24 protein-coding genes are annotated in these 25,376 nt (G+C 70.5%); 13 read left to right on the forward strand and 11 right to left on the reverse strand.

Annotated elements, in window-relative coordinates; all coding sequences use genetic code 11:
* Positions 1-4: 4 nt before the first annotated feature.
* Entirely contained in the window at positions 5-1,639 is a 1,635-nt protein-coding gene (locus ACFY1J_RS02650; protein WP_390706487.1) for an ABC transporter substrate-binding protein, read from the reverse strand.
* A gap of 215 nt (positions 1,640-1,854) precedes the next feature.
* Here ACFY1J_RS02650 and ACFY1J_RS02655 point away from each other — a divergent pair, with 215 nt between their 5' ends.
* From ACFY1J_RS02655 to ACFY1J_RS02685, 7 genes are all read left to right on the forward strand, one after another.
* Complete coding sequence (locus ACFY1J_RS02655; protein ID WP_390706963.1) at positions 1,855-2,571, forward strand: FadR/GntR family transcriptional regulator; 717 nt, start codon at positions 1,855-1,857, stop codon at positions 2,569-2,571.
* Between the two features lie 129 nt (positions 2,572-2,700).
* Positions 2,701-2,916, forward strand: a complete 216-nt coding sequence (locus tag ACFY1J_RS02660; protein ID WP_390706962.1) for a hypothetical protein — start codon at positions 2,701-2,703, stop codon at positions 2,914-2,916.
* Between the two features lie 16 nt (positions 2,917-2,932).
* On the forward strand, positions 2,933-3,556 hold the full coding sequence (locus ACFY1J_RS02665) for a DUF1266 domain-containing protein (RefSeq protein WP_390706486.1): 624 nt from the start codon (positions 2,933-2,935) through the stop codon (positions 3,554-3,556).
* 22 nt (positions 3,557-3,578) lie between these two features.
* The gene (gene recO / locus ACFY1J_RS02670; protein WP_390706485.1) at positions 3,579-4,325 is read left to right on the forward strand and encodes a DNA repair protein RecO; all 747 of its coding nucleotides are present in this window, start codon (positions 3,579-3,581) and stop codon (positions 4,323-4,325) included.
* A gap of 41 nt (positions 4,326-4,366) precedes the next feature.
* The gene (locus ACFY1J_RS02675; RefSeq protein ID WP_363295052.1) at positions 4,367-5,203 is read left to right on the forward strand and encodes an isoprenyl transferase; all 837 of its coding nucleotides are present in this window, start codon (positions 4,367-4,369) and stop codon (positions 5,201-5,203) included.
* A gap of 37 nt (positions 5,204-5,240) precedes the next feature.
* Positions 5,241-6,566 carry a histidine-type phosphatase gene (locus tag ACFY1J_RS02680; protein WP_390730455.1) on the forward strand — a complete coding sequence of 442 codons (1,326 nt, stop codon included), beginning with the start codon at positions 5,241-5,243 and terminating at the stop codon, positions 6,564-6,566.
* A gap of 60 nt (positions 6,567-6,626) precedes the next feature.
* A complete protein-coding gene (locus ACFY1J_RS02685) occupies positions 6,627-7,145 on the forward strand; it encodes a hypothetical protein (protein ID WP_390730456.1) in 519 nt (172 codons plus the stop codon).
* A gap of 33 nt (positions 7,146-7,178) precedes the next feature.
* Here the strand turns inward: ACFY1J_RS02685 and ACFY1J_RS02690 are convergent, their stop codons facing one another.
* From ACFY1J_RS02690 to ACFY1J_RS02705, 4 genes are all read right to left on the reverse strand, one after another.
* Positions 7,179-7,589, reverse strand: coding sequence for a transcriptional repressor (locus tag ACFY1J_RS02690; RefSeq protein WP_316757505.1), 411 nt, complete (start codon positions 7,587-7,589; stop codon positions 7,179-7,181).
* Positions 7,590-7,772: 183 nt separating this feature from the next.
* Complete coding sequence (locus tag ACFY1J_RS02695; RefSeq protein ID WP_390706482.1) at positions 7,773-8,675, reverse strand: metal ABC transporter permease; 903 nt, start codon at positions 8,673-8,675, stop codon at positions 7,773-7,775.
* The gene (locus ACFY1J_RS02700) at positions 8,675-9,442 is read right to left on the reverse strand and encodes a metal ABC transporter ATP-binding protein (protein WP_390706481.1); all 768 of its coding nucleotides are present in this window, start codon (positions 9,440-9,442) and stop codon (positions 8,675-8,677) included. Before ACFY1J_RS02700 ends, ACFY1J_RS02695 begins: the two co-directional genes overlap by 1 nt.
* A 20-nt stretch (positions 9,443-9,462) precedes the next feature.
* Positions 9,463-10,422, reverse strand: coding sequence for a metal ABC transporter substrate-binding protein (locus tag ACFY1J_RS02705; RefSeq protein ID WP_390706480.1), 960 nt, complete (start codon positions 10,420-10,422; stop codon positions 9,463-9,465).
* Positions 10,423-10,583: 161 nt separating this feature from the next.
* Here ACFY1J_RS02705 and ACFY1J_RS02710 point away from each other — a divergent pair, with 161 nt between their 5' ends.
* Positions 10,584-11,966, forward strand: a complete 1,383-nt coding sequence (locus ACFY1J_RS02710; RefSeq protein WP_363295046.1) for a glycine--tRNA ligase — start codon at positions 10,584-10,586, stop codon at positions 11,964-11,966.
* 355 nt (positions 11,967-12,321) lie between these two features.
* A complete protein-coding gene (locus tag ACFY1J_RS02715; RefSeq protein ID WP_390730457.1) occupies positions 12,322-12,933 on the forward strand; it encodes a LysE family translocator in 612 nt (203 codons plus the stop codon).
* A gap of 39 nt (positions 12,934-12,972) precedes the next feature.
* Here ACFY1J_RS02715 and ACFY1J_RS02720 read toward each other — a convergent pair whose 3' ends face one another.
* Positions 12,973-14,025, reverse strand: coding sequence for a chitinase (locus tag ACFY1J_RS02720; RefSeq protein WP_390730458.1), 1,053 nt, complete (start codon positions 14,023-14,025; stop codon positions 12,973-12,975).
* Positions 14,026-14,214: 189 nt separating this feature from the next.
* On the opposite strand from ACFY1J_RS02720, the gene ACFY1J_RS02725 reads away from it, so the two are divergent.
* Positions 14,215-15,222, forward strand: a complete 1,008-nt coding sequence (locus ACFY1J_RS02725; RefSeq protein WP_390730459.1) for an aldo/keto reductase — start codon at positions 14,215-14,217, stop codon at positions 15,220-15,222.
* Positions 15,223-15,251: 29 nt separating this feature from the next.
* Positions 15,252-15,839 carry a TetR family transcriptional regulator gene (locus tag ACFY1J_RS02730; protein ID WP_390706476.1) on the forward strand — a complete coding sequence of 196 codons (588 nt, stop codon included), beginning with the start codon at positions 15,252-15,254 and terminating at the stop codon, positions 15,837-15,839.
* 506 nt (positions 15,840-16,345) lie between these two features.
* Here ACFY1J_RS02730 and ACFY1J_RS02735 read toward each other — a convergent pair.
* The 3 genes from ACFY1J_RS02735 to ACFY1J_RS02745 form a co-directional block, all read right to left on the reverse strand.
* Positions 16,346-17,506, reverse strand: a complete 1,161-nt coding sequence (locus tag ACFY1J_RS02735; protein ID WP_390730460.1) for a serine hydrolase domain-containing protein — start codon at positions 17,504-17,506, stop codon at positions 16,346-16,348.
* Positions 17,507-17,563: 57 nt separating this feature from the next.
* Positions 17,564-17,782 (reverse strand): hypothetical protein, encoded by a 219-nt coding sequence (locus ACFY1J_RS02740; protein WP_263208510.1) that lies wholly within the window; start codon positions 17,780-17,782, stop codon positions 17,564-17,566.
* Between the two features lie 112 nt (positions 17,783-17,894).
* Positions 17,895-19,322 (reverse strand): MFS transporter, encoded by a 1,428-nt coding sequence (locus tag ACFY1J_RS02745; protein WP_390706474.1) that lies wholly within the window; start codon positions 19,320-19,322, stop codon positions 17,895-17,897.
* A gap of 101 nt (positions 19,323-19,423) precedes the next feature.
* On the opposite strand from ACFY1J_RS02745, the gene ACFY1J_RS02750 reads away from it, so the two are divergent.
* On the forward strand, positions 19,424-20,344 hold the full coding sequence (locus tag ACFY1J_RS02750) for a helix-turn-helix transcriptional regulator (protein ID WP_390706473.1): 921 nt from the start codon (positions 19,424-19,426) through the stop codon (positions 20,342-20,344).
* Here the strand turns inward: ACFY1J_RS02750 and ACFY1J_RS02755 are convergent.
* Positions 20,302-21,747, reverse strand: coding sequence for an MFS transporter (locus ACFY1J_RS02755; protein WP_390706472.1), 1,446 nt, complete (start codon positions 21,745-21,747; stop codon positions 20,302-20,304). The genes ACFY1J_RS02750 and ACFY1J_RS02755 overlap by 43 nt on opposite strands.
* A 79-nt stretch (positions 21,748-21,826) precedes the next feature.
* Here ACFY1J_RS02755 and dusB point away from each other — a divergent pair, with 79 nt between their 5' ends.
* Positions 21,827-22,969, forward strand: coding sequence for a tRNA dihydrouridine synthase DusB (dusB, locus tag ACFY1J_RS02760; RefSeq protein WP_390706471.1), 1,143 nt, complete (start codon positions 21,827-21,829; stop codon positions 22,967-22,969).
* On the opposite strand, the gene ACFY1J_RS02765 is transcribed toward dusB, so the two are convergent.
* Positions 22,970-24,994, reverse strand: a complete 2,025-nt coding sequence (locus ACFY1J_RS02765; RefSeq protein WP_390730461.1) for a CDP-alcohol phosphatidyltransferase — start codon at positions 24,992-24,994, stop codon at positions 22,970-22,972.
* Positions 24,995-25,376: the final 382 nt, after the last annotated feature.

Here is a 25,376-nt window from a genome sequence, read left to right on the forward strand (position 1 = left end):
CGCGCTAGACCCACTTGGCCTGGAGCAGGTTGATCCCGGGGTACGGCTGTGCCCTTATCCCCGTCAGCTTCTTCGGGTCCCAGGCGGTCATCAGCTCGTTGTGCACGACCGGGTAGAGCACGGCCTGCTCGGCGACGATGTCGATGTAGTCCTGGATCATCGCCCTCTTCTTCTCGGCGTCCGGCTCCTGGGTGGCCCGGTCCATGTCCTTGAAGAGCTGCTTGGCGACGGAGTCGTCGGCCCAGCGGGCGTAGCCCATCCAGAGGTTCTGCGGGCCGTAGTTGTAATGCATGATCAGGTCCGCGTCGAGGCCGAACTGGTTGGGGTTCGAGGCGGCGGCGACGACCTGGTAGTCCTGCTTCTGGTCCATCTTTGTGAAGACGGCCGTGGTCTCCTGCGGCGACAGCGTCGTCTCGACGCCGATCGCGTCCCAGGACGACTTGATGGTCGGCAGGCAGTCGACGATCCAGCTGACGTTCACCGACAGGATCTCGATCTTCAGGTTCTTCACCCCGGCCGCCTTCAGCAGGGCCTTCGCCTTGTCGGGGTCGTAGTCGTAGACGGTCTTGGCCCGCCGGTAGGAGGGGTTGCCCTCGTTGAGGAAGGACGAGGACGGCTTTCCGTGGCCCTTCAGGGCGACCTCGACCATCTTCCCGGTGTCGATGGCGTAGTGCAGTGCCTGCCGGACCCGTACGTCGTCGAAGGGCTTGTGCTTGGTGTTGAACATCAGGAACAGGTTGTTCATCCCGGCCCCGCCCGCGACCGACAGCCCGCCGCTCTCCAGCCGCGGGATGTTGGCGTAGGGGATGTTGTCGGCGATCTGCGCGCCCGCGCCGGCCCCGGAGATCTTCGCCACCCGGGGCGCGGCGTCCACGATGGTCAGCCAGTTCATCCGCTTGAAGGCGGGCTTGCGCGGGCCGTTGTAGTCGGCGAACGCCTCGAAGGTGGTGTTGGACTTCGGGTGGTGCGCGGTCTGCCGGTACGGCCCCGAGCCGATGGCCTTGCCCTTGATCGCGTCGTCCCAGGCGCCCGGCTGCGAGTAGACGTGCTTGGGCATGATCTTGGCGAGGGTGAGCCGGGACACCCCTTCCGGGAAGGGGAACTTGAGCACCAGCTCGACGGTCTGCGCGTCGACCTTCCGCACTTCCTTCAGCCAGCTCGCGAAGAACCCCTTGGCGAGGGTCTGTGTCTTCGGGTCGAGGATCCGGTCGAAGACGAAGACGACGTCGTCGGCGGTGACCGGCTTGCCGTCGTGGAACCTGGCGCCCGCCCGCAGGGTGAACCGCCAGGTGGTGGCCTTGAGGTCCGCCGGTACCCGGGTCGCCAGCGCCGCGTACGGCTCACGGGAGATCGGGTCGGTGTCGAGCAGTCCTTCGTAGATGTGGTTGTTGCCGGCCATGGCGAATGCGGACGCCGTCTGGGTCGGGTCCCAGCTGCCGTCGTTCCCGTAGCCGATCACCGCGGTCAGTGTGCGGTTCTTGCCGCCGCCCGAGCCGCCGGTGTCGTTCGTGGACTGAGGCCCGGACGAGCAGGCCGCCAGCGAGGAGGACAGCGCGGCGGCCGCCCCCAGCGCGCCGGAGTACTTCAGGAACGACCGGCGATGCAGTGCCGGCACGTCGTGGGTCACGTCGTCGCGCACGGTTCCTCCAGCGAAGAGGGTCTGGTGGATGGGGGGAGATACGACGTCCTACGTCCTGTCGGTCAGCGTGACCATAGGAGTGCCCGTGGGGGCGGTCAAGGGATCGCACACGAATGGCGTAGCCGCCACAGGTTGGACCAATGGCACAGTGAAATGGCGGGAGTTGGCGCAGGTGGACCCGGGACATGGGACGTAGGACGTCCGGTGCGCGTACCATGCGGCGCATGGCCGCCGGGGAACCCAGGAACAGCCGGATACAGCGCGCGGTCGTGCAGCTGATCCTCGACCGGAAGCTCCGGTCGGGTGCCCCGCTGCCCACCGAGGCGGAGCTGATGGAGGCCCTCGGTGTCAGCCGCAACTCCGTCCGCGAGGCACTCAAGGCGCTCCAGGCCCTCGACATCGTCGAGATCCGGCACGGCTACGGCACCTATGTCGGCCAGGCCTCCCTCACCCCGTTGGCCGACGGCCTGACCTTCCGCACCCTGACCCGGCAGGACGACGACGAGAGCGCGCTGGCCGAGATCCTCCAGATCCGGGAGGTGCTGGAGGTGGGGCTGGTCCGGCAGATCGCGGCCACCCTGACCGAGGCGGAGCTGGACCGGCTGGAGTCGGTGGTGAGCCGGATGGAAGCGGCCGGCCGCGCCGGGCACTCCCTTGCCGAATTCGACCGCGAGTTCCACGAGTTGCTCTACACCTCGCTCGGCAACGCGCTCGTGCCGCAGCTCCTGGGCGCCTTCTGGACGGTGTTCCGCCGGGTGGCGGGCGCCCGCGGATGGACCGCCGACCCCGCCCCCGACGTCACCGTCCGCCGCCACCGCGACATCGTCACCGCGCTGCGCGCCCGCGATGTCGAGGGCGCGCAGCACGCGATGGCGGTCCACTTCCGCGGGATAGAGGCACGCGCGGCCCAGGAGTCACGCGGCGTGGAATGAGCGGTCGGAGGGGGGGGGTCGCACCGAGGGCGTGCTTCCCGGGGCGCGGAGTCTAGTGACACAGAGCCACTGGAGGGAGGCGAAGCGTGAAAGTCGTGGCAGGAGGGGACCGAGGTGAACGTGAACGTGATGAATCTCCCGCTCGGCTGCCACGCCGTCGACACCCACACCGGAAGACTGGGCATCGTGATGGGTCACGAGGGGCCGTATGTGCAGTTGCGGCCCTACGGCGGCGGGCTGGAGTGGGACGCCAGGCCGGAGGCCGTCCGCCGGGCCACCCCGGCCGAGCGGCTGAGCGCGGCCACGGCCCACGCCGACGCGCGCAACCGGCGCGAGGCCCCTTGACGTAGGGTGCGGGCTCATGGCGCTGACGAGACTGCGAGAGTGGAGGAAACCGAAGGCCGCGCGACGGTACCCCGTCCCGCTCACGATGCACCAGCTGTGGATGGTGTCGCTGAGCGCGCCGGTGAACCACGACCGCGACGCCTCCCGGACCACCCTGTACCCGTTCACGCGAATAGACGACGACAGCGCCCGGCGCTGGCTGGCCGAGCGGTGGGAGATCACCTCGCGCGACAAGCTCGTCGGCCGGCTCGCCGGACTGGCGCGCACCGGCTACCGGGTCCGCGCCCAGCAGCTCACCGGCGTGGCGCCGCTGGCCTGGGACGCCGCCCTGTACGTCGACGTCGCCCGCCGCGGCTTCGCCTGCGGGATGATCACGGAGCACGAGGCCTGGACCGCGCTGAAGAGCATCGTGCCGTCGGTGGCGCGGACGTACGCCTCCTGGCAGGAGTACGCCGATCACTACCTGCTGGGGCGCAAGGTGTGGCACGACGGGCTGCGGAGCACCCAGGACGCCGGCTCTCCCGCACCCCAGGCCACCGCCGACGCGCACGTGCGGTCCCTGCTCGACCCGGCGAACCGGGCCGGCCCCTGGAACCTCGCCCCCTGGGACGCCATTTACCAGCCCGACCACGCCCGCTGACCGCGTACGCGACAATGGACGCATGAGTCTTTTCCGGGACGACGGCATCGTCCTGCGGACCCAGAAGCTCGGCGAGGCGGACCGCATCATCACGCTGCTCACCCGCGGTCACGGCCGCGTGCGGGCCGTCGCCCGGGGCGTACGGCGGACCAAGTCCAAGTTCGGGGCCCGGCTCGAACCGTTCTCCCATGTCGACGTGCAGTTCTTCGCCCGGGGCAGTGAGCTGATCGGACGCGGGCTGCCGCTGTGCACCCAGAGCGAGACCATCGCTCCGTACGGCGGCGGGATCGTGACGGACTACGCGCGCTACACCGCCGGAACCGCCATGCTGGAGACCGCCGAGCGGTTCACCGACCACGAGGGCGAGCCGGCCGTGCAGCAGTATCTGCTGCTCGTCGGCGCGCTGCGCACCCTCGCCCGCGGCGAGCACGCCCCGCACCTCGTCCTCGACGCCTTCCTGCTGCGCTCCCTCGCCGTCAACGGCTACGCGCCCAGCTTCGGCGACTGCGCGAAGTGTGGAATGCCCGGACCGAACCGCTTCTTCTCGGTCGCCTCCGGGGGCAGCGTCTGCGCCGACTGCCGGGTGCCCGGCAGCGTCGTACCCTCGCCGCAGACCCTGGTCCTCCTCGGCGCGCTGCTTACGGGAGACTGGGAGACCGCGGACGCGTGCGAGCCGCGGTACGTCCGGGAGGGCAGCGGGCTGGTGTCCGCCTACCTGCACTGGCATCTGGAGCGCGGACTGCGCTCGCTCAGATACGTCGAGAAGTAGCAGCACAAGCAAACGAAGAAGCACGAGGAGACGAGAAGCACATGGTCGTACGCGGGATCCTGGGACGCCAGCGCCGCGAGTACAGGGCGCCGGAGCCGCACCCGTCCGGCGCCCGCGCCCCGAAGCTCCCCGGCGAGCTCGTCCCGAACCACGTGGCGATCGTCATGGACGGGAACGGCCGCTGGGCCAAGGAGCGCGGGCTGCCGCGCACCGAAGGACACAAGGTCGGCGCCGAGCGCGTCCTGGACGTCCTCCAGGGCTCGATCGAGATCGGCGTCCGCAACATCTCCCTCTATGCCTTCTCCACCGAGAACTGGAAGCGCTCGCCCGACGAGGTGCGCTTCCTGATGAACTTCAACCGCGACTTCATCCGCAAGACCCGCGACCAGCTCGACGAACTCGGCATCCGGGTGCGCTGGGTGGGCCGCATGCCCAAGCTGTGGAAGTCGGTCGCCAAGGAGCTCCAGGTGGCCCAGGAGCAGACCAAGGGCAACGACCTGCTCACCCTGTACTTCTGCATGAACTACGGCGGCCGCGCCGAGATCGCCGACGCCGCGCAGGCGCTGGCCGCGGACGTGAAGGCGGGCCGCCTCGACCCGTCCAAGGTGAACGAGAAGACCCTCCAGAAGTACATGTACTACCCGGACATGCCGGACGTGGACATGTTCCTGCGCCCGAGCGGCGAGCAGCGCACCTCCAACTACCTGATCTGGCAGAGCGCCTACGCCGAGATGGTCTTCCAGGACGTGCTGTGGCCCGACTTCGACCGGCGCGACCTGTGGCGGGCCTGCATCGAATACGCCTCCCGGGACCGGCGGTTCGGCGGAGCCATCCCCAACGAGGAACTGCTGGCGATGGAAGGCAAGTCCACTTCGTAGCCACCGGCGGTTCACGGGGATCGCCGACGATCCGCCCATGAGACGCCTCAGCCCCGCCCTCGCCCTGTGCGCCCTGCTGGCCGCGGCGCTGCCCACGCAGGCCGCGGACCGGCCCGCGCACTACGACAGTTACGGCACCAAGGCGCCGTACGCCCCCGGGCAGAACCCGCGCGGCTACGAGCGGCCGCCCGCCGGATTCACGCCCGTCTTCACGGAGAACGTCTCCCGGCACGGCTCCCGTGCGGCCACCGACAGCGAGGACGGGGACCTTGTCCTCGCCCTGTGGGACAAGGCCGAGTCGGAGGGTCAACTCACCCGCAGGGGCGAGGAGTTCGGCCCGAAGGTGCGGGCGCTGCTCGACGCGATGGCGAAGGTGGGGTACGGCAACCTCAGCGGACGCGGCAAGCAGGAGATGCGGTCGACCGCCCGGCGGACGCAGCAGCGGCTGCCGGGGCTGTTCGCGCGGATCGTGCGGGACGGCGAGAAGATCGACGTCGTCAGCTCCGGGCAGGGCCGGGCCGTCGACAGCGCCGACCTGTACACCGGCGCCCTCGCCGAGACCGACCCGGCGCTGAAGCCGCTGATCGGGCCGACCCGCACCGACAAGGACCTGCTGTACTTCCACAAGGCGGCGGGCGGCGCCGCGTACCGCGACTACATCGCCCACGACCAGCGCCTGGCGAGCACGCTGGGGAGCATCACCGATCAGCCCCGCACGCACGAGGCCGCCCGCAGCGTGCTGCGGCGGATCTTCAAGGACGCCTTCGTCGAGCAGATCACCGACCGGGTCACCGCCGCCCGGGCCGTCTACGACCTGTACGCCATCGCCCCCGCCATGAGCGAGGAGAGCCCGGGCGGCAACGGCTTGGGCATGGACCGCTATCTCTCGCACCGCGACGCGGCCTGGTTCGGCTACCTCGGCGACACCGAGGACTTCTACGAGAAGGGTCCCGGCTTCGCCGACAGCGACATCACCTACAAGATGGCCGGCGTTCTGCTCGACGACCTCTTCGAGCAGGTCGAGGCCAAGCGGGCCGGCACCAGTGTCCTCGGCGCGGAACTCCGCTTCACCCACGCCGAGGAGATCATCCCGCTCGCGGCCCTGATGGGCCTGCCCGGCAGCACGAAGCCGGCGACACCACAGCAGCCGTACACCTACGCCGACAACCCCTGGCGGGGCGCGTCGGTCGCCCCGCTGGGCGCGAACATCCAGTGGGACGTGTTCGAGAAGGACGGCCGCTACCTGGTGCGCATGCTCTACAACGAGAAGGAGACCCCCTTCAAGGCCACCTGCCACCCGCTCTCCAAGGGCAGCAAGTTCTACGACCTGAACGAACTGGAACACTGCTTCGGACGCGCCTGACGGCCGGTCGGAGGGGGCGGATACGATCACGGCTCGTCGTCGTAGGACCGGGGAGGGGCCGTGATCGAGCAGCAGAAGACCGAGGTCGTGCTGGAGTACGAGGTGCAGCACGCCGATCTGGTGGACGCGGTCCGGCTCATCCTGCGCAAGCGGAAGTCGGGCTTCGTCTACCGGCTGCCCTTCGTCCTCACGGTCGCCCTGCTGGGCGTGGCGCTGATCCTGCTGCAGGCGCGGTCGGGCCGGCTGGACTTCTTCTCGTTCTTCCTCCCGCTGTACGCGGTGCTCCTGTACTTCTTGCCGCACCTCTCCGCCAGCCGGCTCCTGAAGGCGAACGCCCACCAGGGCCGCCTGCGGTTGACCGTGGACGAGGAGGGTCTCCGGATGGTCGGCGCCCAGGCGGACCTGCGCAGGACATGGCGCAACTACGGCAGCTACGCCGAGAACGACCGGGTGTTCGTGCTGCGCAGCCCGGACCGTGCCGGACGCTGCGCCAATGTACTGGTCAAGCGGGGTGCGGCCGATCCCGCGGAGATCGACCGACTGCGCACACTGATCGGCCACCACCTGCCGAAGGTGTAGGCCGACGTCGGCCCGAACCGCACGACAAGCGGCTCAACCCGCGGCGCACTCCGCGCAGGTGCCGAAGATCTCCACCGTGTGGGCCACGTTGACGTAGCCGTGTTCCGCGGCGATGGCCTCGGCCCATTTCTCGACCGCCGGGCCCTCGACCTCGACCGCCTTGCCGCAGGTGCGGCAGACGAGGTGGTGGTGGTGTTCGCCGCTGGAGCAGCGGCGGTAGACGGACTCGCCGTCGGAGGTGCGCAGGACGTCGACCTCACCGGCGTCGGCGAGGGACTGGAGGGTGCGGTAGACCGTGGTCAGGCCGACCGAGTCGCCCTTGTGCTTGAGCATGTCGTGGAGCTCCTGCGCGCTGCGGAACTCGTCGACCTCGTCCAGGGCCGCCGCCACGGCGGCCCGCTGGCGGGTCGCACGGCCCTTCACGGGCGGTCCAGCGGTCGTCACCGGTTGCCTCCTACCTCTGGCTCGTTCGCCTACGGGGCGCCTGAGCCGGCGTCGAGACCGCGATCGTGCTCAGCCCTTCGGGCCTTTGCGCGCTCGCGCTCTCGCCACCGGCGCGCCCCTTCGGCTCTCTCGCGGCTCGCATCTGCGTCTGCCGGCCATTGTGCCAGCCCGGCATGCGCGCAGTCAGACTCCGACCTCGTCGGCGGCCCCGCGTGTGGCCGGAATCGAGCACTCCGCGGGGTCCCCGGCAGCGCGGCCCGCGGCGGCCGCACGGGCCCGGCGCCGGGCCAGCGGAGTGGCCAGTGCGGTCAGCACGAGGAACGCGGCGATGGTCAGCAGAACGATCGTCGCGCCGGGCGGCACGTACTGGTAGTACGAGGTGATCGTGCCGCTGATCGTCACGGTCACCCCGATGGCGACGGCGATCGCGAACGTCGCGGTGAAGCTCCGGCTGAGCTGCTGTGCCGCCGCCACCGGGACCACCATCAGCGCGGACACCAGGAGCAGGCCGACCACACGCATCGCGACCGTCACGGTCACCGCCGCCGTGACCGCCGTCAGCAGGTTCAGGGCGCGCACCGGCAGTCCGGTCACCCGCGCGAACTCCTCGTCCTGGCTGACCGCGAACAGCTGCCGGCGCAGGCCGAGCGTCACCAGCAGCACGAAGGCGGCCAGGACGCAGATCGCGGTCACGTCGGACTGCGACACCGTGGACAGGGAGCCGAACAGGTACGACGTCAGGTTCGCGTTGGAGCCGCCCGGCGCGAGGTTGATCAGCATCACACCGCCGGCCATGCCGCCGTAGAAGAGCATCGCGAGGGCGATGTCGCCGCGCGTCCTGCCGTACCAGCGGATCAGCTCCATCAGTACCGAGCCGAGGACGGAGACCGCCGTGGCCATCCACACCGGGGAGGCGGACAGCAGGAAGCCGAGGCCGACGCCGGTCATGGCGACGTGGCCGATGCCGTCGCCCATCAGGGCCTGGCGGCGCTGGACCAGATAGATCCCGACGGCGGGGGCGGTGATGCCGACCAGGACGGCGGCGAGCAGCGCCCGCTGCATGAAGGCGTAGTTCAGGAAGTCCATCAGCTCAGCAGTCCCGTGCGGATCGGTTCGGTGCCCGCCGGTGCGTGCGGGTGTACGTGGTCGTGGCCGGGCAGCGCGTGCTGGCCCACCGCGCGCGGCGGCGGCCCGTCGTGCAGGACGCAGCCGTCGCGCAGGACGACGGCCCGGTCGATCAGGGGCTCCAGGGGGCCCAGTTCGTGCAGGACGAGCAGGACGGTCGTACCGGCCGCGACCTGCTCGCTCAGGGTCTGTGCGAGCACCTCCTGGCTGGCCAGGTCGACGCCGGCCATCGGCTCGTCCATGATCAGCAGCTCGGGCTCGGCGACCAGGGCGCGGGCGATCAGCACACGCTGGTGCTGGCCGCCGGACAGGGCGTTCACCGAGTCCTTGGCCCGGTCCGCCATGCCGACCAGCTCCAGGGCCCGCCGTACGGCCTCGTGGTCGGCCTTGCGGAACAGCCCGAAGCGGGTGCGGGACAGCCGGCCCGCGGAGACGATCTCGGTCACCGTCGCCGGGACCCCGCCCGCGGCCGTGGTGCGCTGCGGTACGTATCCGACGCGCGCCCAGTCGCGAAAGCGGCGGCGCGGGGTGCCGAACAGCGCGATCTCGCCGCCGCTGACCGGCACCTGGCCGATGAGGCTGCGGATCGCGGTCGACTTGCCGGAGCCGTTCGCGCCGAGCAGCGCGACGACCTCGCCGCGGTTCACGGTGAGATCGATTCCGCGCAGGACGGGGCGCGAGCCCAGCTCGGCCCGCACGTCGCGCATCGATATGACGGGCTCACCCATGGCGTCGTCCTCCGTAAAGATCATTTCTCTCCCAGGGCTGTCCGGAGCGCCTTGAGGTTCGCCTCCTGGACCGAGAAGTAGTCCGTGCCCCGGGACTTGTCCGTGATGCCCTCGATCGGGTCGAGGACGTCGGTCTTCAGGCCCGCGTCCCGGGCGACGGTCTTCGCGGTCTTGTCGCTGACGAGCGTCTCGTAGAACACGGTCGTGACTCCGTCGGCCCGCGCCATCTTCTCAAGGTCCTTGACGCGGGCGGCGCTGGGCTCCGACTCCGGGTCGAGGCCGTTGATGGCCTCCTCGGTGAGGCCGTAGCGCTCGGCGAGGTAGCCGAAGGCGGCGTGGGTGGTGAGGAAGACCTTGGTCTTCGTGTCCGCCAAGCCGTCCTTGAACCGCGTGTTCAGCTCGTCGAGCTTCTTGACCAGCGCCGCGGTGTTCTTCCGGTAGTCGGCCGCGTGGTCCGGGTCCGCCTTCTCGAAGGTCGCGCCGACCCCCTTGGCGACCTCGGCGTACTTCACCGGGTCCAGCCAGATGTGCGGGTCCTTGCCGGATTCCCCGGAGTTCTCGCTGCTGTCGTGCTCGGCCGCGTGGCCGCCGACCTCGTTGCCGTGCTCCTCCAGCGTGGTCAGCGAGGCGGCGTCGATCTTGGTCTTGAGCCCGGACTGGGCCACCGCGCTGTCGACGGAGGGCTGGAGGTTCTTGAGGTAGAGCACCGCGTCGGACTCTTCGAGCTGCGCGATCTGCCGGGGGCTGATCTCCAGGTCGTGCGGTTCCTGGCCCGGGGAGGTCAGACTGGTGACGTGGACGTGGCTCTTGCCGATCTGCTCGGCGAGGAAGGCCATCGGGTAGAACGACGCGACGACGTCGAACTTGCCCGTCTGCGCCGCCGCGACGCTGTCGCCGGAGCAGCCGGACAGGGTGCCGGTCCCGAGGGCGGTGACCGCGATCGCCGCGGCCGCGGATATGTGACGTCGTCGTACGTTCATGACAGTCATTTTCAACAAAGATGGAAACCGTTGTCAACAAGCCCTGCGGGATGTTCATAGGGGAGGCCGATTTGGTTGAGGGGGAGCCCTCGCCGGTAACCTGAAGCATTCGCTCTGAAGCATCTCGCTTCGTCGCCCGTCGTCGTAATGAAGAGAGCACCGTGGCCGCCGACAAGATCGACACCATCGTCAGCCTGAGCAAGCGCCGTGGCTTCGTATTCCCCTGCAGTGAGATCTATGGCGGTCAGCGCGCCGCCTGGGACTACGGGCCGCTGGGTGTCGAGCTCAAGGAGAACCTGAAGCGCCAGTGGTGGCGCTACATGGTGACGTCGCGCGAGGACGTGGTCGGTATCGACTCGTCCGTCATCCTGGCCCCCGAGGTCTGGGTCGCCTCCGGCCACGTCGCCACCTTCACGGACCCGCTGACCGAGTGCACCTCCTGCCACAAGCGGTTCCGCGCGGACCACCTGGAGGAGGCCTACGAGGCCAAGCACAACCGCCTCCCGGAGAACGGCCTGGCGGACGTGAACTGCCCGAACTGCGGCAACAAGGGCCAGTTCACCGAGCCCAAGCAGTTCTCGGGTCTCCTCTCCACCCACCTCGGCCCGACCCAGGACTCCGGCTCCATCGCCTATCTGCGTCCCGAGACCGCCCAGGGCATCTTCACCAACTTCGCCCAGGTGCAGACCACCTCGCGCCGCAAGCCCCCGTTCGGCATCGCCCAGATGGGCAAGTCCTTCCGCAACGAGATCACGCCCGGCAACTTCATCTTCCGCACCCGCGAGTTCGAGCAGATGGAGATGGAGTTCTTCGTCAAGCCGGGCGAGGACGAGAAGTGGCAGGAGTACTGGATGGAGCAGCGCTGGAACTGGTACACCGGCCTGGGCCTGCGTGAAGAGAACATGCGCTGGTACGAGCACCCGCAGGAGAAGCTCTCCCACTACTCCAAGCGCACCGCCGACATCGAGTACCGCTTCAACTTCGGCGGCAACGAGTGGGGCGAGCTGGAGGGTGTCGCCAACCGCACCGACTACGACCTCGGCGCCCACTCCAAGGCCTCCGGCCAGGACCTCTCCTACTTCGACCAGGAGGCCCAGGAGCGCTGGACGCCGTACGTCATCGAGCCCGCGGCCGGTGTCGGCCGCGCGATGCTCGCCTTCCTGCTCGACGCCTACGTCGAGGACGAGGCGCCCAACGCCAAGGGCAAGATGGAGAAGCGCACGGTGCTGCGCCTCGACCACCGTCTGGCCCCGGTGAAGGTCGCGGTGCTCCCGCTGTCCCGCAACCCCGAGCTGTCCCCGAAGGCCAAGGGGCTCGCCCAGGCGCTGCGCCAGCACTGGAACATCGAGTTCGACGACGCGGGCGCCATCGGCCGCCGCTACCGCCGTCAGGACGAGATCGGCACGCCGTACTGCGTCACCGTCGACTTCGACACGCTCGAGGACAACGCCGTGACGGTGCGTGAGCGTGACTCGATGAAGCAGGAGCGCGTGTCGCTGGACCAGATCGAGGGCTACCTCGCCGGGCGTCTGATCGGCTGCTAGGGCCTGTCCGGCGGATCGTGCCGGAGTCGCGGGGCGTGGCACGCCCTCCCCCAAGCTCTTCGAGCAGGGGGGACCCCCAGCGGCGTTGTCGTCGGTTGCCGACTCCCCCAAGTTCTCGACTGCGCTCGAACAGGGGGACCCCCAACGCGTCGACGCCCTCCTCCGCCTTGCAGCTGGACGCACCACGCCCCGCTCACCCGCGCTGATGAGGCACCGTTGCCCGGAGCCGGCCTGATCCGCCGGACAGGCCCTGGTGCCGTAGCGCAGGGACCCGCCGCCCATCGGCGCATTGGCCCTTGATACGGGTGCCTCATTGGACCTGTATCAAGGGCCGTCGCGCGTTCAGGGTGGCCCCATGAGCCTCGCTTTCCTCCTCACCACCCTTGTCGTCGTGGCCACCCCCGGCACCGGCGTCGTCTACACCCTCGCCGCCGGGCTCTCCCGCGGCCGCCGCGCGAGCGTCGTCGCGGCCTTCGCCTGCACACTCGGGATCGTGCCGCACGTGATTGCCACCGTCACCGGTGTCGCCGCGCTGCTGAACGCCGGCGCCGCCGCCTTCCAGATCCTCAAGTACGCCGGTGTGGCCTACCTCCTCCACATGGCGTGGGGCACGGTCCGGGACAAGGACGCGATCGCCGTCGAGCGGGACACCGCCCCGGTCTCGGCGGCGCAGGTGATCGTCCGGGGCGTTCTGGTCAACCTTCTCAACCCGAAGCTGACGATCTTCTTCTTCGCGTTCCTGCCCCAGTTCGTCAGCCCCGACGAGCCGCACGCGGTCGTCCGGATGCTGGGGCTGAGCGGCGTGTTCATGCTGGCGACGTTCGTCGTCTTCGCCGCGTACGGCGTCCTCGCCGCCTCCGTGCGCAGCCACGTCACCTCACGGCCGAGGGTGATGACGTGGCTGCGGCGGGGCTTCGCGGGGTCGTTCGTGGCGCTGGGGGCGAAACTCGCCCTCACCGCCCGCTGAGACGCACAGGACGCACAGGACGCACAGGACTCATCAGGCTCAACGGCCCTGCAGTGCCTTGACGTTGTCGCCGAAGGTCCAGTTCTTCGAGCCGTCCCAGTTGAGGGACCAGGTCATCAGGCCCTTGAGCGAGGTGCCGTAGTGGCGCCAGGCCTGGGAGACCAGACTCGGGGACATGTAGCCGCCGCCCGCGCCCGGCTGCGCGGGCAGGCCGGGCACCTGCTTGTCGTACGGCACCTTGATCGTCGTACCCTGCACGACCAGCCCCTTGTTCAGGCAGTCGGTCTGCGCGGTGAAGCCGGCCACCGTGCCGGCCGAGTACGAGTCGCCGGAGCAGCCGTACATGCTGCCGTTGTAGTACTGCATGTTGAGCCACCACAGGCGGCCGTTGTCCGCGTACTTCTTGACGATGGGCAGGTACGCGCCCCAGATCGAGCCGTAGGTGATGCTCCCGCCGGTGACGTACGCCGTCTCCGGCGCCATCGTCAGGCCGAAGCCGGCCGGCATCCGGGACAGCACCCCGTCGATGATGCGGATCAGATTGGCCTGTGACGTGGACAGTTGGCCGATGCTGCCGCTGCCCACCAAGCCCGTCTCGATGTCGATGTCGATGCCGTCGAAGTTGTACTTCTTCAGGATCGGGACGATCGTCGCCACGAACCGGTCCGCGACCGCCGACGAACTGAGGTCGATACCGGCCGCCGCGCCGCCGATGGACAGCAGGATCGTCCGACCGGACGCCTTGGCCGCGCACATCTCGGCGGGCGTGGCCACCTTCACGCCGGTGTCCATGCCGTCCTCCCACAGTGCGGTGCCGTCGGAGCGGATGACCGGGAAGGCCGCGTTGATCACGTTGTAGCCGTGGGCGGCGATGCGGGAGTCGGTGATCGGGGTCCAGCCGAAGGGCGGGTGGACGCCGTTGGCGGAGCCGTCCCAGTTCTCCCAGTAGCCCTGGAGGACCTTGCCGGCGGGGCGGGACTTGGCCGCGCAGGTGTCGGCCGCGGACGCGGTGGGGGCGGCGGCGATGGAGAGGGGGACAAGGACGGCAGTGGTCAGCGCGGCGGCGAACAGACGCAGCGTGCGGCGCAGCATACGGAGCCTCCCGGTGGGGGTGCGGTGAGGTGTCGTAGGCATGACAGTGCGTGTGGTCCAGACCTCTAGTCAATAGGTCTGGACCAAATCGCGACATGCGGTCGGCCGCCTGACGCATGGCGGCCGACAACTGACAGATGACAGATGACAGATATTGAAATCTGTCATCTGTCATGCCATGGTGGATGCATGACGACGCAAACCCGAACCCTCGGAACCACCGGCCCCCAGGTCTCCGCCCTCGGTCTCGGCTGCATGGGCATGTCCCCGCTGTACGGCGAGGCGGACCGGGGTGAGGCCATCGCCACCATCCACGCCGCGCTGGAGGCCGGCGTGAACCTGCTCGACACCGGCGACTTCTACGCCATGGGCCACAACGAGATGCTGATCGGCGAGGCCCTGCGCGGCGCGCCCGCGGCCCGCCGCGAACAGGCGCTGGTCAGCGTGAAGTTCGGCGCGCTGCGCGACCCGGAGGGCAACTGGACCGGCCACGACGGCCGGCCGGCGGCCGTGAAGAACTTCGCCGCGTACTCCCTCCAGCGCCTGGGCGTCGACCACATCGACGTCTACCGGATCGCCCGCCGTGACCCGGACGTGCCGATCGAGGAGACGGTCGGCGCGATCGCGGAACTGGTCGAGAAGGGCTACGTCCGGCACATCGGCCTCAGCGAGGTCGACGCCGCGACGATCCGCCGGGCCGCCGCCACCGCACCGATCGCGGACCTCCAGATCGAGTACTCGCTCATCTCCCGCGGCATCGAGGAGTCGATCCTGCCGACCACCCGTGAACTGGGCATCGGCATCACCGCGTACGGCGTCCTGTCCCGGGGGCTGATCTCCGGCCACTTCACCCGCGACCGGCAGCTCGCCGCGACCGACTTCCGCGCGCACTCGCCCCGCTTCCAGGGCGAGAACCTCCAGCACAACCTCGACCTCGTCGAGGCGCTGCGCAAGATCGCCGAGCAGAAGGGCGTGAGCGTGGCCCAGATCGCGATCGCCTGGGTCCTGTCCCGCGGCGCGGACATCGTGCCGCTGATCGGTGCCCGCACCCGGGAGCGGCTGGAGGAGTCGCTGGGTGCGCTGGACGTCACGCTGGACGACGCCGAGCTGCGGGCGATCGAGGAGGCCGTACCGGCGGACGCGGCGGCGGGCGACCGCTACCCGGCCGCGCAGATGGCACACCTCGGGACCAAGTAGTGGGACCGGCCCCGGGTACGGTCTAGGCCATGGCACCCAGCACCGAGACCCTGACCGCCGAGCGCATCCTCGAGGCGACCGAGGAGGTGCTGCGCCGCCACGGCCCGGCGAAGGCCACCGTGGTGGACGTGGCCCGCGCGCTCGGGGTCAGCCACGGCAGCGTCTACCGGCACTTCCGTACGAAGGCCGCGCTGCGGGAGGCCGTGACCAAGCGGTGGCTGGACCGCACGTCGGAGGCGCTGTCCGGCATCGTCACCGCCGACCGGGACCCCGAGTCCCGGCTGCGGGACTGGCTGGCCGGCCTGTTCGCGGCCAAGCGGCGCAAGGCGGGCGACGACCCCGAACTGTTTTGCACGTACACGGTGCTCGCCGAGGAGAACGTCACGGCGGTCGCCGACCACATCGCCGACCTGACCGCCCAGCTGACCCGCATCATCCAGGACGGCACCACCACCGGCACCTTCACCGTCCCCGACCCGGCCGTCGCCGCCCGCGCGGTCTTCCAGGCGACGGGCCGCTTCCACGACCCGGGCTACGCCCGCGAGTGGGAACGCCCCGGAGCGGACGAGGAGTTCACAGCGGTGGTGGACCTGCTGGTCCGGGGGCTGCGGGGCTAGGGCTGGGCTAGGGCCTGTCCGGCGGATCGTGCCGGAGTCGCGGGGCGTGGCACGCCCTCCCCCCCCAAGCTCTTCGAGCAGGGGACCCCATCGCGTCGACGCCCTCCTCCGCCTTGCAGCTGGACGCACCGCGCCCCGCTCACCTGCGCTGATGAGGCACCGTTGCCTGGAGCCGGCCTGTCCGACGATTCCCGCCTGCCGCGTGACGTCCGGCAGGCGCGCTCGCGCGCGCCGTACGCAGCGCGCTCCGGTCCGGTCGTCGCGGCGCCGGCGCCTACCAGGGGCGTCGCCCTCGCGCCGGGCCGGCGCCGGTGCTGAACGCCGCGCCCGCGGGCGTCAGTTCCCCGCCTGCCCCGCGACACACCCGCCGTGAGGGCCGGTCCACCATCGCCCGCGTCAGCGGCGCGAAGTGCGAGGTGTCCGGGCGGCCGCGCAGCCGCCGGGCCGGCCTCGGCGTGGGCCGGGAGCGCGGCGGGCCCGCCCCGCACCCTCCCCGCCGACTGCGCCTAGCGCTGCGCGGCGCTCGCCGTGCAGTTCCAGAAGTCCCTCATCAGCGGGGGCGGGACCGGGTTTCGCATGGCCACCTGGGTCAGCAGGATCGTGATCGTGCCGGTGGGTGGGACGATGTGGGCCGTGGTGCCCGTGCCGCCGACCCAGCCGTAGCGGCCGGGGACGTTCCACGGTTCGGCGGGGGTGACGTCCACCTGGCCGCCGTAGCCCCAGCCCTGGCCCTCCAGGAAGAGGGCGCCCAACTCGCGCTGGGCTGCGGTGAGGTGGTTCGTGGTCATGCGGCTCACCGAGGTCGGGGAGAGCAGTCGGTGGCCGTTGCCCTCGCCGCCGTTCAGGAGCATGCGGGCGAAGGCAAGGTAGTCGTCGGCCGTCGAGGCCAGGCCTCCGCCGCCCGACGGGAAGGCCGGCACCCGGCTCCAGTCGCCGTCCGGGGTGTCCGCCGGCTCCAGCGTGCCCTCGTCGGGACCGGGGCGGTAGTAGCTCGTGAAGCGGTGCCGCTTCGCGGCCGGGACCTCGAACCCCGTGTCCGTCATGCCGAGCGGCTCGAAGATCCGCTCCGCGAGAAACTCCGGGAGCGTACGCCCCGACGCCCGCGCCACCAGGACGCCCTGGAGGTCGGAGCACGTCTGGTACAGCCATGCCTCGCCGGGCTGGTACAGCAGCGGCACCCGGGCGAGCGCGGCCACCCACGTGTCCGGGTCCGGGTACTCCTGCGGGGCCCGGCCGTCCTTCTGGACCTCGAACAGGGCGCCCACCGCCGGGAGCGAGAAGTCGGACGGGAAGCCCCAGCCGGCCCGCGAGCTGAGCAGATCCTCCACCGTGATCGGGCGGACCGCCGGCACCAGGTCGTCCAAAGGGCCGGCCGGGGTCCGGACCACCATCGGCTCGGACAGCTCCGGCAGCCACGCGTCCACCGGGTCGTCGAGCCCGATCCGGCCGTCCTCCACCAGCATCAGCACCGCCGCTGCCGTGACCGGCTTGGTGATCGACGCGATCCGGAACACCGAGTCCCGGGCTATCGGTGCGGAGCCGTCGGCGTCCACGGAGCCGACGGCCACGACCTCGACGTCGTCACCGCGGGCGACCAGGCCCACGGCACCGGGCACCGAGCCCTCGTCCAGATGCCTTCGCAGGGTGTCGTACAGGGTGCTGGTCATGTCCGGCCTTCCGGTGCGGGGCGTCGTACCGGGTACGACTCTCTGCGCGGCCGGAACTCATCGGGCCGGCTGCACCGCCGTCGGATCCACCGTGGCCTGGTGCGCCTCGGCGAGATGCTCCTCGGCCTTCAGCCAGGGCAGGAACTGTGCCCCCTTGCGCCAGCCGCACGTCTCACATCTGATCGTGCGCTGTACTCCCGTGCGTTGCACCCGGACCACGTGCTCCCGCCCGTGCCCGTCCCAGCGGCTCACCTTGCTCGAGCTGATCTGCGGCATGACGCCTCCAGCGTCCCCGTCCCGGTGAATCTCGAACAGCTAGGAGTGTGCAGCAAGACCAACATCAACAGGGAGAGTTGCCCGGCGAGTTGGCCAAGCTGTGGCCAAGGCGTCAGCTGATCGTTCTCGGCAGGCGCAGGCTCAGCAGACCGGTGAGGGCCACCCCCGCCAGCTGTACCAGCAGCGTTGTGACCAGGGCGTCCCGCATACCGTGCCCCGGGACCAGGGAGAGGAACAGCGTGCCCAGCGTCGCCACGCCCAGCGCCAGGGCCGACTGCTGCGTGGTCACCATCACACCGCTGCCGACGCCCGCCCGCACCGACGGCACCTCGGACAGCACGATCCGCATCACGACGGGCAGTTGGAGCGCCTGCCCCGCACCGGCGACGGCGACACCGGGGAGCAGTTCGACAAAGCCCAGGCCGGGCCAGTCGCGCCAGGCGGCCAGCGCGATCAGCGCCACACCCACCCCCTGGATCAGCGAGCCGGCGGTCACCACACGGGTGCCGTACCGGGCCACCAGACGCGGCCCGGCGAGCGAGACGAAGAAGAACGTCACCGCCATCGGGGCGAGCGCAAGACCCGCCGGGACCGGGCCGAGGCCCGCGCCGCTCTGCAGCGCCACCGCGATCACGAACATGAAGCCGCTGAAGCCGATCGAGAAGGGCAGCATCAGCACCAGACCCCGGCGCAGCGACGCCAGCGCGAACAGACTCGGCGGGACGAGCGGGGTGCGTCCGCTGCGGTCCGCGCGGCGCTCCACCGCGTAGAACAGCCCGGCCGCGACCGGGAACGCGGCCAGCGACAGCCACGTCCACAGCGGCCAGCCCGCCGCCCGGCCCTCGGTGAGCGGGACGAGAAGCGCGAGCAGGGACAGCGCGAGCAGGACCGTGCCGGGGCCGTCGACCGGCTCGGGCCGCTGCGACCGGGTCTCCGGTACGAAGCGGGCGGCGAGGACCAGGCCGAGGACGACGACCGGCACATTGACGAGGAACACCGCGCGCCAGCCGCTGCCCGCTATGTCCGCGGCGACCAGCACCCCGCCCAGGATCTGGCCCGCCACCATGGACAGGCCCGCCGTGGCGCCGTACAGGCTCATCGCCCTGGCGCGGCGCGGGCCCGTGGTGGCCGCCTGGATGGTGGCGAGCACCTGCGGCAGCATCGCGGCGGCCGAGGCGCCCTGCGCGACCCGCGCCGCGACCAGGCTCCAGGCACCCGGTGCCAGCCCGCAGGCCAGCGAGGTCAGGCCGAAGGCGGCCATGCCGCCGAGAAAGAGCCGGCGCCGCCCGAACAGGTCGCCGAGCCGCCCGCCGAGGACCAGCAGGACGGCATACGCGACCCCGTACCCGGCGACGACGAGTTCGAGGACGGCCTCGCCCGCGGCGAGGTCCCTGCCGATCGTGGGCAGGGCGACGTTGACGATGAAGAAGTCGACCAGAGGAAGGGCCGCGGCCAGCAGTACGGTGAAAAGTCCCAGGCCGCCGAGCGAGGCAGACACGGCCGGGGACCGGACTGTCGGTGTGGTGACGGTTTCGGTCATGATCCCGAGCCTGCTCCGCGGCTCAGACTGGTACCAGAGTCTTCTTGTCCTGGTAGAAGAACTACCTGGAAACAGGCTTCGCGCAGGGGCAGGCTGGGGACATGACGTCCATGACCGAAGAGGCGCCCGCCCGGCCGGTACGGGGCTCGGAGATCCGGCGGCACGAGCTGGCAACCTTTCTGCGCAGCCGCCGTGAGCGGATCTCCCCGGAGCAGGTGGGGCTGCCGCGCGGCGCGCGCCGCCGGACCCCGGGCCTGCGCCGCGAGGAGGTCGCGCACCTCTCCGCGGTCGGTGTGACCTGGTACACCTGGCTCGAACAGGCGAGGGACATCCAGGTCTCCGTACAGGTGCTGGACGCGCTCGCGCGCACGCTCAGGCTCGACGCCAGCGAACGCGCCCACCTCTTCCAGCTGGCCGGCACCACCGACCCCACGCCCGCCGCGAGCTGCCAGACCGTGACCCCGGCCCTGCGCGAGATGCTGCGCCGGCTGGAGCCCGTCCCGGCCTGCATCCAGAACAGCCGGTACGACATCCTCGCCTACAACCGCACCTACGGCCGGCTCCTCGGCGACCTCGACGCCGTACCGCCCGAGGACCGCAACTGCATGCTGCTCGTCCACACCAACCCCGACTGGCGGCAGGCGATCGTCCACCTGGAGGAGACCAGGCGGCTCATGGCCGCGCGGCTGCGCGCCTCGATGGCCGGTCATCTCGGCGAGCCCGCCTGGAAGATGCTGATCAAGCGGCTGACGGCGGAGTCGGCGGAGTTCCGCGCCAACTGGGACCGGTACGAGGTCGTCAACGCCCGCACCAAGATCAAGTACTTCCGCAACCGGGACGTGGGCCCGCTCACCCTGGAGCACACGGACCTGTGGCTGAGCCCGGAGGCCGGGGCCCGGATGGTGACGTACGTGCCGGCGGACGAGGAGTCCCGGGAGCGGCTGGAGAAGCTGTACGCCCTCGTCCTCGCGCAGCAGGATCAGGCGGTGACGCCCGCCGCCTCCCTGACCTCCGGCGACTGAAGCCGCTGAGCGGTGCGCTCGGCCGTGCGGCGGGCCCAGCGGCCGCTGGTGAGCATGCCGACGACGAGCACCGCGAGGCCGCACACCGTGAGGATCCACCACCCCGGCCGGGCCGCCGACACGAACACGTCCCGGTACGGCGACGAGCCCACCCCGGAGGCCAGTACGGCGCCGATCACGGCCACGCCCAGCGTCTGCCCCAGCTGTCTGCTGGTGGAGGCCACGGCCGCGGCCACCCCGGCCTGGGCGCGTGGCATCCCCGACACCGCCGTGTTGGTGATCGGCGCGTTGACGAAGCCGAAGCCGATGCCGAACAGGACGTACCCGGCGAACAGCGTGACGTCCGACGTCTCCGCCTCGAACGCGGCGAACAGCACCCCGCTCGTGGTCATCGCCAACCCCGCGATCAGCAGCGGCAGACGCGGCCCCCGGCTGCCCACCAGCCGTCCGGACAGCGGCGCGCACAGGAACGTCGGCACCGCCATCGGCAGCATCCACAGCCCCGCGTGCAGCGCGTCGAGCCCGCGCACGTTCTGCAGATACAGCGTGGACAGGAACAGGAAGCCGCCGAGCCCCGCGAACGCGCTGATCGCGATCACCGTGGCGCCGCTGAACGGCACCGAACGGAAGAAGCGCAGATCGATGAGGGGCTCCTCGCGCCGGGGCTCGTACCGGAGCAGCCCGAGCAGGGCGACGAGGGCCACGGCGGCGAACGGGGCCACCGTGCCGGGGCCCGAGGAGGGCGCCTCGATGATCGCGTACGTCAGCGAGCCGAACAGCGCGATCACCAGCAGCTGGCCGACGGGGTCGGGGCGGCGGGCCTTGGGCGCGCGGGACTCGGGGACGTAGCGCAGGGTGAGGAGCAGCGCGGTGAGGCCCACCGGCAGATTGACCCAGAAGATGGAGCGCCAGCCGACCGACTCCACCAGCAGGCCGCCGATCAGCGGTCCCGCGGCCATCGATATGCCGACGACCGCGCCCCACACGCCGATGGCGCGGGCGCGCTCACGCGGGTCGGTGAAGGTGTTGGTGATGATCGACATGGCGACCGGGTTGAGCATGGAGCCGCCGATCGCCTGGAGCATGCGGAACGCGATCAGTGCGTCGAGGCTGGGCGCGAGGGAGCAGAGCAGCGAGCCGAGCGAGAACACGATCAGGCCCGCCATGAAGACCCTCTTGCGGCCGACCCGGTCGGCCGTGGAGCCCGCGAGCATCAGCAGCGAGGCCAGCACCAGCGTGTAGGCGTCGATCGTCCACTGCAGCCCCGACGTACCGGCGTCCAGTTCGTGCTGCATCGACGGCAGGGCGACGTTCAGGGCGGTGACGTCCAGGCTCACGATCAGCAGGCTCATACAGCAGATCGCGAGGACCAGTTGGCGGCGGCGAGGGCTGAGCTCGGGCATGCGTTTCATCGTACGCCGATTTCGATAGTGCGGCTAACTAATGACTGGCGCATCTGTCGTCGTAAGCGACAATGGGGGAATGCCCACGCCCGCGTCCCCTCTCCAGATCGGCCCGCACACCGTCCAGCCGCCCGTCGTGCTGGCCCCCATGGCCGGCATCACCAACGCGCCCTTCCGCACGCTGTGCAGGGAGTTCAGTGGGGGCAAGGGCTTGTTCGTGAGCGAGATGATCACGACCCGGGCGCTGGTCGAGCGCAACGAGAAGACGATGCAGCTGATCCACTTCGACGCGACCGAGAAGCCGCGCTCGATCCAGCTGTACGGCGTCGACCCGGCGACCGTCGGCAAGGCCGTCCGCATGATCGCGGAGGAGGACCTCGCCGACCACATCGACCTGAACTTCGGCTGCCCGGTCCCGAAGGTGACCCGCAAGGGCGGCGGCTCGGCCCTGCCCTACAAGCGCAACCTGCTGCGGGCGATCCTGCGCGAGGCGGTCTCCGGCGCCGGCGACCTGCCGGTCACGATGAAGATGCGCAAGGGCATCGACGACGACCACATCACCTATCTCGACGCCGGACGGATCGCGGTCGAGGAGGGCGTCACCTCCATCGCGCTGCACGGCCGCACCGCCGCCCAGCACTACGGCGGCACGGCGGACTGGGACGCCATCGCCCGCCTCAAGGAGCACGTCCCTCAGATCCCGGTCCTCGGCAACGGCGACATCTGGTCGGCCGAGGACGCGCTGCGGATGGTGCGGGAGACGGGCTGCGACGGGGTGGTCGTGGGCCGCGGGTGCCTCGGTCGGCCGTGGCTGTTCGCGGACCTGGTGGCGGCGTTCGAGGGCCGGACCGACGACATCAAGCGGCCTTCGCTGCGCGAGGTCGCCGATGTCATGGTCCGGCACGCGACCCTGCTCGGGGAGTGGATCGGCGACGAGTCGCGGGGCGTCATCGACTTCCGCAAGCACGTCGCCTGGTATCTGAAGGGCTTCTCGGTCGGCTCCGAGATGCGCAAGCGGCTCGCGATCACCTCCTCGCTTCAGGAACTGCGGGCCGGCCTCGACGAACTGGACCTCGACCAGCCCTGGCCCGTCGGCGCCGACGGGCCCCGCGGCCGTACGTCCGGCAACAACCGGGTGGTGCTGCCGGACGGCTGGCTGAAGGACCCGTACGACTGTGCCGGTGTCAGCGAGGATGCCGAGCTGGACACCTCCGGCGGCTGATCAGCCCTTCTTGGGGTGCGGGGTCGAGCCGTACGCCGTCAGGAAGCGGTCGCGGAAGGAACTCATCTTCCACACCGGCGCGTTGTGCGCGGGGCGCAGTCCGTCCGTCCAGTTCCAGCCGGCGATCTTGTCGAGGACCTTCGGGTCCTTGGCGACGATCGAGATCGGCACGTCGCGGCTGGCGTGGTTGCCGCTGACCCGGGCGATGGGCTGGTGGTCGCCGAGGAAGACGAGCACGGTGTTGTCGTTGCCGTAGCGCTCCAGCCACTGGGTCAGGGCGGTCACCGAGTACTGGATCGACTTGCCGTACTCCTGCCGGGACTTGGTGGTGTCGGCGATGACGTCGGACGCCTTGTTGCCCGCCGCCTGGATGCCCTTGAAGACCGAGCCGTCGCCCAGCTGGTCCCAGCCGACCATCTTCGGGATCGGCGCCCACGGCTGGTGGCTGGAGGTCAGGATGATCTCCGACATCAGCTGCTTGCCGTCGGCGCGCTTCTGGCTGTGCACCCGCTGCTGGAACTGTTCGAGGGCGTACTGGTCGGGCATGGTCGACCAGCTGAACTTCGGTCCCTCATAGCCCAGCTGGAAGGCGTTGTAGACCTTGTCGAGGCCGTAGTACTTCTGCTCGGGCCAGCCCTTCTGCACGCCCGGCATCACGCCGACCGTGTCATAGGCGCCGGTCTTCTTGAACACCTTGGTCAGGCTGAGGTGGTCGCTGGCCATCACGGTGCGGTAGCGCTGCTGGTTGCTGATCCACAGGCCCGACAGGGTGGTGGAGTGGCCGAGCCAGCTGCTGCCGCCGTACGTCGCCGACGTCAGCCAGCCGCTCTTCGCGTGGAAGCCCGCCTTCGCCAGGGCCGCCGTGCGCTCGTCGAGCGTCTTGTCGACACCGGGCGCCTCGATCGGGTCCTCGACGGCGCTGCGGCCGTAACTCTCGATGAACGTGAAGATCATGTCCTTGCCGCGCAGATCGGGGACCAGCTGGTCGGCCGGGGTGTTCCCGAACTTGTCGACCTTGGCGACGTTCGCGAACTCCGCCTCGTCCCGGAGCGTGTCCCGCACGGTCCGCGCCTGGACCTTCAGCACACCGGCGGTGTGCTGCGAGGCGATCGGTATGCCGCCGACCGTGAGGCCGAGCGCTGTGCAGGTGATCCAGACGGTGCCGACGATCAGCGTGGCCTTCGAGGTCCTGGCCCGGTGCTTCGCCAGCAGGTTGCCGAGCCGCACGGTGGCCAGGGCGACGAGGGTCATCAGCAGGAAGACGAGGAGCACGACGCCGACCGTGATGCCCATCTCGGCCGTCCCGCCCAGGGTGTCGTCGAGGTAGGCGCGGGCGTCGTCGAACAGGGACCAGTCCAGGACGATGTTGAAGTGCCGGCCCAGGTATTCGTTGAACCCCATGTCGAACATGTTCAGCACGGTGATCGCGCCGAGCAGCGCGCCGGACAGCGCCGACACCACCAGCCGGGGCTTCCGCGGCAGGCTGAGCAGCACCACCGCGCCCAGGACCGCCTCGGCCGGCAGCCGCATGAACTCGACGGGCTTCAGATTGCCGAGGGTGCTCGGCATCTGGAGACAGATGTAGACGAGGGCGGCGGACAGCACGGTGGTGACGACGGAGAGGACGCGGGCGACGGTGGGGTACTTGGCCCGCCAGCCGCGCCAGATCCTCCGTATGCGCCTGCCGGAACGGGGGGCCGGGGGTTCGGGGGCGGTGGCGGGGGCGGCTGTGATGGGGGTCGCGGGGGCGGGGGAGTCGGACGCAGGGGTTTCGGACGCACGGGTTGCGGTGCCGACTTCCGCGTCGGTGGCCGCCTCGGCGTCGAGCTTCGGCTCGGCGGGGATTTCGGCGGCGGGTTCCGTAACGGCGGCGGATTCCCCGGCCCCGGCGGTCGCCCCGCCTGCGGCCGGGCCGTCAGCCTCGGCGGCGGGAGCCGGGGTGCCGGGAACAGCGGTGGCGGGAGGTGAGGTGTCGCTCCCAACGTCCTCACGCAGGGCGGCCTTTCGACCCTCGGCCGACGCCACACGGCCGGACTTTGCTCGCGCGGACTTGGCCCGTGTCGGCTCGGCACCGGCGGACGCCGCACCGGCAGGCGCCGTAACGGCTGACTCCGCACCGGCTGATGCGGCCGCGTCGTCTCGGGGCTTGTCCGCTGCGGTGCCGCTCTTCTCCGCCTGGGCCCTGCTCGCGGCCGCGGCAGCTGTGGACTCGGCCCGTGTCGGCTCGGCACCGGCGGACGCCGCACCGGCAGGCGCCGTAACGGCAGACTCCGCACCGGCTGATGCAGCCGCGTCGTCTCGGGGCTTCCCTGCTGCGGTGCCGCTCTTCTCCGCCTGGGCCCTGCTCGCGGCCGCGGCAGCTGTGGACTCGGCCCGTGTCGGCTCGGCACCGGCGGACGCCGCACCG

Source organism: Streptomyces sp. NPDC001406 (genome assembly GCF_042895285.1).
Taxonomy (GTDB): Bacteria; Actinomycetota; Actinomycetes; order Streptomycetales; family Streptomycetaceae; genus Streptomyces.